The sequence below is a fragment of the Azoarcus olearius genome, from assembly GCF_001682385.1.
Lineage (GTDB): Bacteria > Pseudomonadota > Gammaproteobacteria > Burkholderiales > Rhodocyclaceae > Azoarcus > Azoarcus olearius.
Map to the genome: position 1 here is coordinate 1578786 of NZ_CP016210.1, position 12917 is coordinate 1591702.

Consider the following 12917-nt stretch of genomic DNA (forward strand, 5'->3'; position numbering starts at 1 on the left):
AACCGCCCGAGGGCGGTTCTTTTTTGCTGCGCGGGCGTACTTGCCGCCTTACTTCTTGCGCATCGGCGGCAGGTCGGTGCAGCTGCCGTGTGCGACTTCGGCGGCCATGCCCACCGTTTCGCCCAGCGTCGGGTGGGGGTGGATGGTCTTGCCGATGTCGACCGCGTCGGCGCCCATCTCGATCGCCAGACAAACCTCGCCGATCATGTCGCCGGCCGAGGGGCCGACGATGGTGCCGCCGATCACGCGGTGCGTTTCGGCGTCGAAGATCAGCTTGGTGAAGCCGTAGTCGGCGCCGTTGGCGATCGCGCGGCCGGAAGCCGCCCACGGGAACTTGGCGACCTCGACCTTCTTGCCCTCGGACTTGGCCTGCGCCTCGGTGTAGCCCACCCAGGCCACTTCCGGATGGGTGTAGGCCACGCCCGGGATCACGGTGGCGTCGAAGGCGGCCTTGTGACCGGCCGCGACTTCCGCCGCGACATGAGCTTCATGCACCGCCTTGTGGGCGAGCATGGGCTGGCCGACGATGTCACCGATGGCGAAGATGTGCGGCACGTTGGTGCGCATCTGCACATCGACCGGGATGAAGCCGCGCTCGCCGACGATCACGCCTGCCTTGTCCGCGCCGATCTTCTTGCCGTTCGGCGAACGGCCGGCCGACTGCAGGATCATGTCGTAGCGGACCGGCTCCGCGGGCGCGCCTTCGCCTTCGAACTTGACCCACAGGCCATCGTCCTTGGCCTCGACGGCGACGGTCTTGGTCTTCAGCATGACCTTGTCGAAGCGGGCGGCGTTCTGCTTTTCCCACACCTTGACCGCATCGCGGTCCGGGCCCTGCATCAGGCCGTCGAGCATTTCGACGACGTCGATGCGCGCACCCAGCGTGGAATACACCGTGGCCATTTCGAGGCCGATGATGCCGCCGCCGATGACCAGCATCTTGCCCGGCACCTGGCGCAGTTCGAGTGCGCCGGTGGAGTCGACGATGCGCGGATCCTTCGGGATGAAGGGCAGGTGCACCGCGGCACTGCCTGCGGCGATGATGCAGTTCTTGAACTTCACCACCTTCTTCGCGCCGGTCTTGTCCTGGCCGTTGCCGGTGGTTTCCTCGACCTCGAGGTGATGCGGGTCGAGGAAGCTGCCGTAACCGCGGATCACGTCCACCTTGCGCGCCTTGGCCATGCCCGCCAGACCGCCGGTGAGCTTGCCGATCACGCCGTCCTTGTGGCGGCGCAGGGCATCCACATCGACCGTGGGCTTGGCGAACTTGATGCCGGCGGTTTCGACATGCTCGGCTTCCTCGATCACCGCGGCGACGTGCAGCAGCGCCTTGGACGGGATGCAACCGACGTTGAGGCATACCCCGCCCAGCGTCGCGTAACGCTCGATGATCGCGGTCTTGAGACCGAGGTCGGCGGCGCGGAAGGCGGCGGAATAGCCGCCCGGGCCGGCGCCGAGCACCACCATGTCGTACTCCGCGTCGGCGCCACCGGTGTGCGATGCGGCTGCGGGCGCGGCCTTTGCTCCTCCGCCTTCAAGGGGGAGGCTGGGAGGGGGATGGGGTACGTCCGAGGCGGGCTTGACCCCATCCCCGCCCCGACCCTCCCCTTGAAGGGGAGCGGGAGAGGCGGCGGCGCCGGCCGCCTCGACCTTCAGCAGCACCGCGCCTTCGCCGACCTTGTCGCCGACCTTGACCAGCACTTCCTTGACCACGCCGGCGGCCGACGAGGGCACGTCCATCGTGGCCTTGTCGGATTCGAGCGTGCAGATCGCGTCGTCCACCTTGATGGTGTCGCCGACCTTCACGAACAGCTCGATCACAGGCACCGAGTCGAAATCGCCGATGTCCGGAACCTTCACTTCAACGAGGCTCATGGCGATCTCCTTACAGCATGACCCGACGGAAGTCGGCCAGCAGTTGGGCGAGGTAAACGTTGAAGCGGGTGGCGAGCGCGCCGTCGATCACGCGGTGGTCGGCGGTCAGCGACATCGGCAGGGTGAGGCGCGGCACGAACTGTTTGCCGTCCCACACCGGCTTCATCACCGACTTGTTCACACCGAGGATGGCCACTTCGGGCGCATTGACGATGGGCGCGAAGTAGGTGCCACCGATGCCGCCCAGCGACGAGATGGTGAAGCACGCGCCGGACATGTCGGCCGGACCGAGCTTGCCGTCGCGCGCCTTCTTGGCGAGCGCGCCGGTTTCCTCGGCGATCTGGAACACGCTCTTCTTGTCCGCGTCTTTCACCACCGGCACGACCAGGCCGTTGGGGGTGTCGGCCGCGAAGGCGATGTTGAAGTACTTCTTGTAGACGAGGTTGTCACCGTCGAGCGAGGTGTTGAACTCCGGGAATTCCTGCAGCGCGCGCACCGAGGCCTTGATGATGAAGGCGAGCATGGTGAGCTTCTTGCCGGACTTCTCGTATTCCTTGTTCATCTGGACGCGGAAGGCTTCCAGATCGGTGATGTCGGCATCCTCGTGATAGGTCACCGCCGGGATCATCACCCAGTTGCGGGCGAGGTTCTGGCCGGAGATCTTCTTGATGCGGGACAGCGGCTTCACCTCGACCTCGCCGAACTTGGCGAAATCGACCTTGGGCCACGGCAGCAGATCCAGACCGCCACCCAGGCTGGCGCCGGCAGCAGCGGCCGGGGTCTTGCCCGGGACGACGCCGGTGCTCATCGCGCCCTTGATGAAGGCGGCGACGTCTTCCTTGAGGACGCGGTTCTTCGGGCCGGTGGCCTTGACCTGGGCGAGATCGACGCCGAGTTCGCGGGCGAAGGCGCGCACCGACGGGCTGGCGTGTACCTTGCCGCCGAGGGTGACGGCGGAGGGCGCGGCTGGCGCGGCGGCAGTTTTTGCGCCTCCCCCTTCAAGGGGGAGGCTGGGAGGGGGGTGGGGTACGTTCGAGGCCGGCTTGACCCCATCCCCACCCCGACCCTCCCCTTGAAGGGGAGGGGGAGAGGCCGGCGCCGCAGCGGCAGCGCCGCTTTCCAGCTTCAGCAGCACGCTGCCCTGCGACACCTTGTCGCCGACCTTGACCAGCACTTCCTTGACCACGCCGGCGGCCGACGAAGGCACGTCCATGGTGGCCTTGTCCGATTCCAGCGTGGCGATGGCGTCATCGACCTTGATGGTGTCGCCCACCTTCACGAACAGCTCGATCACCGGCACGTCGGAGAAGTCGCCGATGTCGGGCACCACCACGTCGACCACGCCGCCAGCCGCGGCCGGCGCTGCACCAGCCGGGGCCGGAGCAGGAGCGGGAGCAGCGGGTGCCGGAGCGGGCGCAGGGGCGGCTGCCGCGGCAGCAGGCGCAGCGGCAGCGGCGCCAGCGGCTTCGACCTTGATCAGCAGCGCACCTTCCGACACCTTGTCGCCGACCTTGACCAGCACTTCCTTGACCACGCCGGCGGCCGACGAGGGCACGTCCATGGTGGCCTTGTCGGACTCCAGGGTGGCGATCGCGTCATCGACGGCGATGGTGTCGCCGACCTTCACGAACAGTTCGATCACCGGCACCGAATCGAAATCGCCGATGTCCGGAACCTTCACTTCAATGAGTTGGCTCATGTTCTTGTCTCCCTCGGCACTCAGACGGACAGCGGGTTCGGCTTGTTCGGGTCGAGCTGGTACTTGACCAGCGCGGCCGCGACCTTGTCGCGTTCGATGGTGCCTTCGTCGGCGAGCGCCTTGAGCGCGGCCAGCGTCACCCAGTGGCGATCCACCTCGAAGAAGTGGCGCAGCTGCTCGCGGGTATCGGAGCGGCCGAAGCCGTCGGTGCCCAGCGTGACGTAGCGGCCCGGCACGAAGGGGCGGATCTGCTCGGCGAACAGGCGGATGTAGTCGGTGGCGGCGATCACCGGGCCCTGGGCGCCGGCGAGCTTCTGCGCCACGTGCGACTGCTTGGGCGCTTCCAGCGGATGCAGCATGTTCCAGCGCTCGGCGTCCTGGCCGTCGCGGGCCAGTTCGTTGAAGCTCGGGCAGCCCCAGATGTCGGCTTCCACGCCCCAGTCGTTCTTCAGCAGGTCGGCGGCGGCGATCACCTCGCGGAAGATCGTGCCGGAGCCCATCAGCTGCACGCGCGGGCCGGTCTTCTCGGCGCCCTTGCGGAAGGCGTACATGCCCTTGAGGATGTCCTGCTCGGCACCGGCCGGCATCTCGGGATGTTCGTAGTTCTCGTTCATCACCGTGATGTAGTAGTAGACGTCCTCCTGCTCGGCGAACATCCGGCGCATGCCGTCCTGCACCACCACCGCCACTTCGTACTGGAAGGTGGGGTCGTAGCTGACGCAGTTGGGGATCATGTTGGCCAGAAGCAGGCTGTGGCCGTCTTCGTGCTGCAGGCCTTCGCCGTTCAGCGTGGTGCGGCCGGCGGTGCCGCCGATCATGAAGCCGCGGGTGCGCTGGTCGGCCGCCGCCCAGCACAGGTCCATGGTGCGCTGCAGGCCGAACATCGAATAGAAGATGTAGAACGGCACCATCTGCACGTTGTGCACGCTGTAGGCCGTACCGGCAGCGATCCAGTCGGCCATCGCGCCGGCTTCGTTGATGCCTTCCTGCAGCACCTGGCCGGTCTTCGACTCCTTGTAGAACATCAGCTGGTCATGGTCTTCCGGCACGTAGTTCTGGCCTTGCTGGTTCCAGATGCCGTACTGGCGGAACATGCCTTCCATGCCGAAGGTGCGCGACTCGTCCGGCACGATCGGGACGATGTGGCGGCCGATGCCCTTGTCCTTCAACAGGGTGTTCATGATGCGCACGATGGCCATCGTGGTGGACAGCTCGCGGCCTTCGCCGGAGGCCTTCAGCAGGGCCTCGAAGGCGGACAGCGGCGGCACCGGCAGCGGGTCCGCCGTGCGGCGGCGCTGCGGCAGGAAGCCGCCCAGCGCCATGCGGCGCTCCATCATGTACTTGTATTCCGCGGAGTCTTCCGGGAACTTGAGGTAGGGCAGCTTCTCGAGCTGGTCGTCCGGCACCGGCAGGCCGAAGCGGTCGCGGAAGCGGCGGATGGCGTCGAGGTCGAGCTTTTTCTGCTGGTGCGAGATGTTCATCGCCTCACCGGCGCCGCCCATGCCGAAGCCCTTGATGGTCTTGGCGAGGATCAGCGTGGGCTGGCCCTTGTGCTCGCTGGCGGCCTTGTAGGCGGCGAAGATCTTGAACAGGTCGTGGCCGCCGCGGTTCAGTTGCCAGATCTCGTCGTCGGTCCAGTCGGCGACCAGTTCCTTGAGTTCCGGGGTGTTGAAGAAGTGCTCGCGGACGTAGGCGCCGTTCTTGGCCTTGAAGGTCTGATACTCGCCGTCCACGCATTCCATCATGCGCTTCTTGAGGATGCCCTTCTTGTCGCGCTGGAGCAGGGCGTCCCAGTGGGTGCCCCAGATGACCTTGATGACGTTCCAGCCGGCGCCGCGGAATTCGGCTTCCAGCTCCTGGATGATCTTGCCGTTGCCGCGCACCGGGCCGTCCAGACGCTGCAGGTTGCAGTTGATGACGAAGACCAGGTTGTCGAGCTTTTCACGCGCGGCCATGCCGATCGCGCCCAGCGATTCGACCTCGTCGGTCTCGCCGTCGCCGAGGAAGGCCCAGACCTTGCGCTGGTCGGCCTTGGCGGCGTCGATCAGGCCGCGGCTGGCGAGGTACTTGGTGAAGCGGGCGGTGTAGATCGCCTGCAGCGGGCCGAGGCCCATCGACACCGTGGGGAACTGCCAGAAGTCCGGCATCAGCCAGGGATGCGGGTAGGACGAGATGCCCTTGCCGCCGACTTCCTGGCGGAAGTTGTCCATCTGCTCTTCGGACAGGCGGCCGAGCATGAAGGCGCGCGCATAGACGCCCGGGACCGAGTGGCCCTGGAAGTAGATCATGTCGCCGTCGTGGTCGGCGGAGGGCGCGTGCCAGAAGTGGGAGAAGCCGACGTCGTAGAGCGCGGCGGCGGACGCGAACGAGGCGATGTGGCCGCCGACGTTGGTGTGCTTGTTGGCGCGCACCACCATCGCCATGGCGTTCCAGCGGATGTAGGAGTGCAGCTTGATTTCCATGTCCGGGTCGCCGGGGTAGCGCGGCTGGGCGTCGGCCGGAATGGTGTTGATGTACTGGGTGGTGGCGGAGTAGGGGATATCGACGCCGTCCTCACGGGCCGATTCGATCAGCTTCTCGATGAGGAAGTGGGCCCGTTCGGAGCCTTCGTTTTCGATGACGCCGGCGAGTGCCTGCAGCCATTCCTGCGTTTCCTGCGCATCCGGGTCGGTTTGCAGGAAGGCGTTGGGTGTTCCGGTCATGGTTTGTCTCCTCATGACGTGCGGTTGGTGGATCCCGCCCGGTATGGCGGGAGGTTTCTCGGGAACGCGCGTGACCGATCCGCGGTATCGGCCGGTCATCTTTTCAAACTATAAAACGAAGTTTTGCGATGTGCAACGAACGGAGGCGCTCTTTCCGCAGCACGAAAGTCGGCCGAAGGCGGGTAGCGCGCAGGTGAGTGAATGACGTAGGCATGGTGCAGGGCACAACGCCGCGGTTGCCGCGAAGCCGCAGCAAGGGGGAAAGGCAAGGGAAAAAAATCGGCCGGGGGTGAGGGAGGGAGGGAGAGGTCCCCCGGCCGATCAGGAAAAAGCGGGCTGTCCGGGCGTTGCGGAAACAGGAGCCGACCCGGTCCCCACGAGCAGGTGGGGCGCGGGCCGGGCGCGGTCATGGCCGCGCCGCCCTGCGGCGGTCCTCGTCGTAGGCGAATACCACCTGACCGTTGCGCACCTCGCCCATGAACAGCTGTTGCGGTGCGGTAAACGTTTCGTGGGAGTCGCGCGAGAAAGGACGATCATAGGTCATGATCACGCCCTCGACCGGGTTGCGCAGATTCTCCAGCGCGTCCCGGATTCTGTCTCCGTCTGTCGTTCCTGCCTGGCGGATCGCTGCCGCCAGCAACAGCATCGCATCATACCCCTGAGCGGCCGCCGGCGGCACCGGAATTCGCTCGGTGCCGGTCATGCGTCGCCAGTTGTCGAGGAAGGCCCGCTGGCGTGGACTGGTGGCCTCCTGGATGAAGGTCTGCGGCATCCGCGCGCCTTCGGCGTTGGGGCCGGCGTTGTCGATGAAGTTCGACATCGCCAGCGTCCAGCTGCCGATGATCGGCACCGACCACCCCATCCGCGCCATGCCATTGGCGATCTGGGCGAGTTCCGGGCCGATGCCATAGGTGAGGATGGCCTGCGCGCCGGCATTGCGCGCGCGCGCGAGCTGCTCGGTCATGTCGATCTGGCGGAGCTGGAAGCGTTCGACCGCCACCGGGCGCAGGCCGCGGCGTTCCAGCGCGTTCTGCAGGTCGAGCCGGCCGAGCAGGCCATAGTTGGTCGCGTCGTGGAAGATTGCCAGGCGGTTGAAGCGGCGGCGCACGACAGCGTCCTCGACGATCATCGCCGCCTGGAGGCTGTCGCTGGCCGAAACGCGGAAGATGAAGTTGTCCGAGTGTTCAGGCGGCAGGAACTGGCGCGTAACGATGGAGCCGGTGGCCACCGCCGTGATCATCGGCACCCGCGCTTCCTGGTAGTGGTGCTGGCTGGCGAGCGCGACGCCGGTGTTGACGATGCCGAGTACGGCGACCACGTGTTCGCGCTGGAGCAGTTCCACCGCGATCAGGGTGCCGCGCTCGTTGCGCGCCTCGTCGTCGCGCTCGACGAGTTCGAGCGGCCGTCCCAGTACGCCGCCATGGGCGTTGATTTCGGCCGCGGCGATACGCGCGCCCTCCCGCATCGAAATGCCCATCGGGCTCGATCCGCCGGTAAACGGCCCCGAGAGGCCGATCCGGATCGAGTCGGGGCGGGTGGCGCCGGCGGCATGGGCGAACAGGGCAAGAGCGAGCGCGGCGAGGACGTGGCGCAGGACGCGGGCGGGGAACATGGCGTAATACTCTAGGGGGTGGTCCGGGCTGGCCTGAATTGGCGAAAACCCCAAGCATGACAGGGCTGCTAGGGTTATACCGAATGTCTGGGCCGGCCGCGCGCCGCAACAATGACACAATGCGGTTTTCCTCCTTCGCCGCCGCCGCCGCCCTATCCCTCGTCCATGCCCCATTCCGAGAAATCCACTGCGCTGCAGGCGCCCCTTCGCTGGTACTGGACGGCGCCGTATGCGGCGGTGGTGGTGTTCGCATTGTCGATGCTCGCGCTGGTGTGGCTGCTGCAGACCCGCGAAGAAGAGAGCCAGCGCAGCGCTGTTGCGCGCGACGTGCAGTGGGCGGAGCAGACGATGCGGCTGCACATGCAGGGCACGGAGGAGTTCCTTGCCCAGCTCGCGCGCGATCTGGCCAACGAGACGCTGGACCCCGATGCCTTTCAGGTTCGCGCCAACCAGCACATCGCCAACAGTGGCGAACTGGTCAATATCACCTGGGTGGGCGCGGACGAGATCGTGCGCTGGTCCGCTCCGTTCGATACCACCGACTGGCTGGCCGGGGATGCGTTGACGCCGCCCCAGGCACTTGCCTTCAACCGTGCGCGCGACTTCGGGCGCGCGGTCTATGGCGAGGCTTATCGCAATCCGCGCGGCGGGATGGTGCTGGAGGTGTATGTGCCGGTGCGTCACGGTCGCGGCTTCCGTGGTGCCGTGGTGGGCGTCTATTCCATCGAAGGCATGGTGCGTTATCTGGTGCCCGGCTGGTTCGCCGAGAAGTACCGGCTTGCGCTGGAGAACGGCCGCGGCGACACGCTGGCGGTGAATTCCGCGGTGCGCGACACCGACGAGACGCTGTCTTTCCAGATTCCGCTCGACCCGCCCGGCAACGGCCTCACGCTGCGGGCGACGGCCTTCAAGGCCCACGGCGCGGTGCCCCAGGCCTTGCCCGCGGTGCTGATCGTGGGCTTGTCGGTCATCGTGCTCTGGAGCCTGTGGATGCTGCGCGGCCATGTGCTGCGGCGCGTGCAGGTGGAAAAGGAGCGCGACCGGCTGTTCAATCTGTCGCTCGACATGCTGTGCGTGGTGGGTTTCGACGGCGCGTTCCGCCGCTGCAACCCGGCCTTCGAGCACATCCTCGGCTATGCCCCGGAGACCTTGCCCGGCCTGCCTCTGCTGGAGATAGTGCACCGTGACGACATCGCCTCGACGCTGGAGCAGATGCGCCGGCTGGCGGGCGGCGAGCCGGTCAAGTTCGAAAACCGCTGCCGCTGCGCCGATGGTAACTACAAGTGGTTGATGTGGAGCATCAACCCGGTGCGCGAGGAAAAGCTGGTGTACGCGGTGGCGCACGACATCACCGGGCGCAAGGCCGCGGAAGAAGCGCTGCGGGCCGAATCCGCCTTCCGCAAGGCGATGGAGGAGTCGGTGCTCACCGGCCTGCGCGCCATCGACCTCAGCGGCCGCATCATCTATGTGAACTCCGCGTTCTGCCGCATGGTGGGTTTCAGCGAGAAGGAACTGGTGGGCGCCAGCGAGCCTTTCCCGTACTGGCCGTCGGAGGACCTGGAGTTCTGCCGGCGCAACCTGGAGCTGACGCTGGCCGGGCGGGCGCCGCCCAGCGGCTTCGAGATGCGCATCCGGCGCAAGAATGGCGAACGCCTGGACGCGCGCTTCTACCTTTCTCCGCTGATCGATCTCGAAGGTCGCCAGACCGGCTGGATGGCTTCAGTCACCGACATCACCGAGCCGAAGCGGGTGCGCGCCGCCCTGGAGGCGACGCACGAGCGCTTCGAAGCCGTTCTGGACGGGCTGGACGCGGCGGTCTTCGTCGCCGACGCACGCACCGACGAAATCCTCTTCGCCAACCGCGCATTCAAGACCATCCACGGTTTCGACACCGTCGGCCGCACCGTGCGCGGCGTTGCCGTGCCGCAGCCCGAGCGCGGCGACTACCGGGTCGATCCGCGCGGGCTGACGGTGGGCGATCTTCCGCGCGAACTCTTCGATGGCGAACTCCAGCACCCCTTGTCAGGACGCTGGTACCACGTCCGCGAACACGCCACGCGCTGGGTGGATGGCCGCGTCGTGCGGATGGGCATCGCCACCGACATCACCGACCGCAAGCAGACCGCCGAGGTTTCGCGCCAGCAGGAAGAACGGCTGCAGCGCACCGCGCGCCTGATCACCATGGGCGAGATGGCCTCGACGCTCGCCCACGAACTCAATCAGCCGCTGTCGGCCATCGCCAACTACTGCGCCGGCTGCGTCACCCGCATGCAGGGTGACAACTGGAAGCAGGAGGACATTCTGGGTGCGATGCAGAAGGCGAGCTTTCAGGCCGAGCGCGCCGGCAAGATCATTCGCCGCATCCGCGAGTTCGTGAAGAAGAGCGAACCCCGCCGCAGCGCGGTGCAGATCGGCGAGGTGCTGGACGACGCCCTGGGTTTTGCGGACATCGATGCACGTCGGGTCGGTATCCGCATTGTCGCTGCGGTGGATCCCGATCTGCCCGCGGTGTATGCCGACCGGATCATGATCGAGCAGGTGGTGCTCAATCTGGTCCGCAACGGCCTCGATGCGATGGCCGACACCTTGCCGGAGGAGCGCGAACTGGTCGTGCGTGCGCGCGCCTTCGGTCCGCACGCGGTAGAGGTGGCGGTGATCGACCGCGGCCATGGCATCGGCGAAGAAGACCGGCAGCGGCTGTTCACTCCGTTCTACACGACCAAGGCGGAGGGCATGGGCATGGGGCTCAACATCTGCCGGTCGATCATCGAGTTCCACGATGGTCGTCTGGTTGTCGACGGCAACCCCGAAGGCGGTACCATATTTTCCTTCACCCTGCCCACGGAGGCCGCCAGTGAGCGTATTGCCCGTCGCGCCTGATCAGGAAATCTTCATCGTCGATGACGACGATGCCTTGCGCGATTCCCTGGTGTGGATGCTGGAATCCAGCGGCTACAAGGTTGTCGCTTTCGACTCCGCCGAAGCCTTCCTGCACGCTTGGCACGAGGGCCTGGCCGGCTGCCTGGTGCTCGACGTGCGCATGCCGGGCATGAGCGGACTGGAACTGTTCGAGGAGCTGGGGCGGCGGCGCTGCACGCTCCCGGTGATCTTCATCACCGGCCATGGCGATGTTCCGATGGCGGTGGCGGCGCTGAAGAAGGGCGCCGCCGACTTCATCGAAAAGCCCTTTGCCGACCGCGAGATGCTCGCCCTCATCGAGCACTGCCTGCAGCAGGAGCGGGCCAGCCGCGACAAACGCCGTCAGGAGGCCGATACCGCACGCCGGCTGGAGCATCTGACCCAGCGCGAGCGCGAGGTGCTCGATCTCATCATCGCCGGCAAGCTCAACAAGCAGATCGCCGATGTGCTGGGCATCAGCATCAAGACCGTCGAGGTCCATCGCGCGCGGGTGATGGAAAAGATGGGGGCTCATTCGCTGGCCGAGCTTGTCCAGCACGTGGTGACCGTCGAGCCCGCGGCCTCGGTCCGCTGAGGCCCCCGCTGAGGCACGGCGAGACAACGCACGCAACGCCCTGATAGTGCGATAAAATTGCGAGCTTTTTTCGAGGCACTCCCTATGAGCGCTCGCATTATCGATGGCAACGCCCTGGCGGCGCGCGTGCGTGGCGAAATTGCCGCGCGTGCGGCGGCGCTCACGGATCGCGGCACCCAGCCGTGCCTCGCGGTTCTACTCGTCGGCGAAAATCCGGCATCGGCGGTCTATGTGCGCAACAAGGTCGCTGCGTGCGAGAAGGCCGGCATCCGCTCGCTGCGCTTCGACTATCCGCAGGACGTCGATCCCGCGGTCGTCATGGAGAAGCTGGCCGCGCTCAACGCGGATCCGTCGGTGCATGGCATCCTCGTGCAACTGCCGCTGCCGCCGCAGTTCGACGAGGCGGCGGTGTTGGAGGCGATCAGCGTCGCCAAGGATGTCGACGGCTTTCATGCCGAGAATGTCGGCCGCCTGTCGCAGAACCAGGAAGCCTTTCTGCCCTGTACTCCCCACGGCGTCATGAAAATGCTGGAAGCGGAGGGCGTTCCGCTTGCCGGCGCGGAGGCGGTGGTGATCGGCCGCTCCAACATCGTCGGCAAGCCGATGGCCATGCTGCTGACCAACGCCGGTGCTACCGTCACCGTGTGCCACTCCAGGACGCGCGACCTGCGCTTCCATACCGGCCGCGCCGACATCGTGGTTGCCGCCATCGGCAAGCCGCGCTTCGTCACCGGCGACATGCTCAAGCCGGGTGCGACGGTGATCGACGTCGGCATCAACCGCATCACCGACGGACCGGAAGCGGGCAAGCTCTGCGGGGATGTGGATTTCGCGTCTGCCAGCGAGGTGGCCGGGCTGATTACGCCAGTGCCGGGCGGGGTGGGGCCGATGACCATCACCATGCTGCTCGAAAACACCGTGATTTCGGCCGAGCGCAGCGCCCGCGCTGCGGGCAAGTGAGGTGGCCATGAGCGAACAGCAGACGTCCGCCGCGCCCGTCGTCGGAATCATCATGGGCTCGAACTCCGACTGGCCCACCATGCAGGCGGCCGCCAAGATCCTCGCCGACTTCGGCGTGCCTTACGAGGCGCGGGTCGTGTCGGCGCACCGTACCCCGGACCTGATGTTCGAGTACGCAGCCGGCGCGCGTGGCCGCGGCCTCAAGGCCATCATCGCGGGTGCTGGCGGTGCGGCACATCTGCCCGGCATGGTGGCGGCGAAGACCACGCTGCCGGTGCTGGGCGTTCCGGTCCAGTCGCGCGCGCTGTCCGGGCAGGATTCGCTGCTCTCCATCGTGCAGATGCCGAAGGGCGTGCCGGTTGCCACCTTTGCCATCGGTGAAGCGGGGGCGGCAAACGCCGGCCTCTTCGCGGTGGCACTGCTCGCAACCGGAAATCCGGAACTGGCAGAGCGGCTTGACCGCTTCCGCCAGGTGCAGACCGACACCGTGCTGGCGATGGAGTTGCCGCCGCCCGTCTGAGGGTCGCGTAGTTGCTCCTCGCCGCAGCCGGGGAAGGGCATGCCGGATGTCATCGC

The 12917-nt window shown here is 66.6% G+C and carries 8 protein-coding genes; 4 read left to right on the forward strand and 4 right to left on the reverse strand.

Features of this window, described 5'->3' with window-relative positions:
* Positions 1–48 precede the first annotated feature (48 nt).
* The 4 genes from lpdA to dqs_RS07340 all read right to left on the reverse strand — a co-directional run bounded on the left by lpdA (position 49) and on the right by dqs_RS07340 (position 7888).
* Complete coding sequence (gene lpdA, locus dqs_RS07325) at positions 49–1875, reverse strand: dihydrolipoyl dehydrogenase (RefSeq protein ID WP_065340074.1); 1827 nt, start codon at positions 1873–1875, stop codon at positions 49–51.
* A 10-nt stretch (positions 1876–1885) separates the two neighbouring features.
* Complete coding sequence (gene aceF, locus dqs_RS07330) at positions 1886–3574, reverse strand: dihydrolipoyllysine-residue acetyltransferase (protein ID WP_065340075.1); 1689 nt, start codon at positions 3572–3574, stop codon at positions 1886–1888.
* 20 nt (positions 3575–3594) lie between these two features.
* Complete coding sequence (gene aceE, locus dqs_RS07335) at positions 3595–6276, reverse strand: pyruvate dehydrogenase (acetyl-transferring), homodimeric type (protein WP_011765106.1); 2682 nt, start codon at positions 6274–6276, stop codon at positions 3595–3597.
* Positions 6277–6682: 406 nt separating this feature from the next.
* Entirely contained in the window at positions 6683–7888 is a 1206-nt protein-coding gene (locus tag dqs_RS07340) for an ABC transporter substrate-binding protein (protein WP_011765107.1), read from the reverse strand.
* Between the two features lie 165 nt (positions 7889–8053).
* Between dqs_RS07340 and dqs_RS07345 the strand changes: the two genes are divergently transcribed.
* The 4 genes from dqs_RS07345 (at position 8054) to purE (ending at position 12861) form a co-directional block, all read left to right on the forward strand.
* The gene (locus tag dqs_RS07345) at positions 8054–10768 is read left to right on the forward strand and encodes a PAS domain-containing sensor histidine kinase (RefSeq protein ID WP_011765108.1); all 2715 of its coding nucleotides are present in this window, start codon (positions 8054–8056) and stop codon (positions 10766–10768) included.
* Complete coding sequence (locus dqs_RS07350) at positions 10743–11381, forward strand: response regulator transcription factor (protein ID WP_011765109.1); 639 nt, start codon at positions 10743–10745, stop codon at positions 11379–11381. Before dqs_RS07345 ends, dqs_RS07350 begins: the two co-directional genes overlap by 26 nt.
* 84 nt (positions 11382–11465) lie before the next feature.
* Positions 11466–12341, forward strand: coding sequence for a bifunctional methylenetetrahydrofolate dehydrogenase/methenyltetrahydrofolate cyclohydrolase FolD (folD, locus tag dqs_RS07355; protein WP_065340076.1), 876 nt, complete (start codon positions 11466–11468; stop codon positions 12339–12341).
* Positions 12342–12348: 7 nt separating this feature from the next.
* Positions 12349–12861, forward strand: a complete 513-nt coding sequence (gene purE / locus dqs_RS07360) for a 5-(carboxyamino)imidazole ribonucleotide mutase (RefSeq protein WP_011765111.1) — start codon at positions 12349–12351, stop codon at positions 12859–12861.
* The last annotated feature ends 56 nt before the right edge of the window (positions 12862–12917 follow it).

What these genes read in the sequence shown, in the direction of transcription:
- lpdA (WP_065340074.1), bottom strand. Translation starts at nt 1,875, where the DNA reads ATGAGCCTCGTTGAAGTGAAGGTTCCGGACATCGGCGATTTCGACTCG.
- aceF (WP_065340075.1), bottom strand. Translation starts at nt 3,574, where the DNA reads ATGAGCCAACTCATTGAAGTGAAGGTTCCGGACATCGGCGATTTCGAT.
- aceE (WP_011765106.1), bottom strand. Translation starts at nt 6,276, where the DNA reads ATGACCGGAACACCCAACGCCTTCCTGCAAACCGACCCGGATGCGCAG.
- dqs_RS07340 (WP_011765107.1), bottom strand. Translation starts at nt 7,888, where the DNA reads ATGTTCCCCGCCCGCGTCCTGCGCCACGTCCTCGCCGCGCTCGCTCTT.
- dqs_RS07345 (WP_011765108.1), top strand. Translation starts at nt 8,054, where the DNA reads ATGCCCCATTCCGAGAAATCCACTGCGCTGCAGGCGCCCCTTCGCTGG.
- folD (WP_065340076.1), top strand. Translation starts at nt 11,466, where the DNA reads ATGAGCGCTCGCATTATCGATGGCAACGCCCTGGCGGCGCGCGTGCGT.
- purE (WP_011765111.1), top strand. Translation starts at nt 12,349, where the DNA reads ATGAGCGAACAGCAGACGTCCGCCGCGCCCGTCGTCGGAATCATCATG.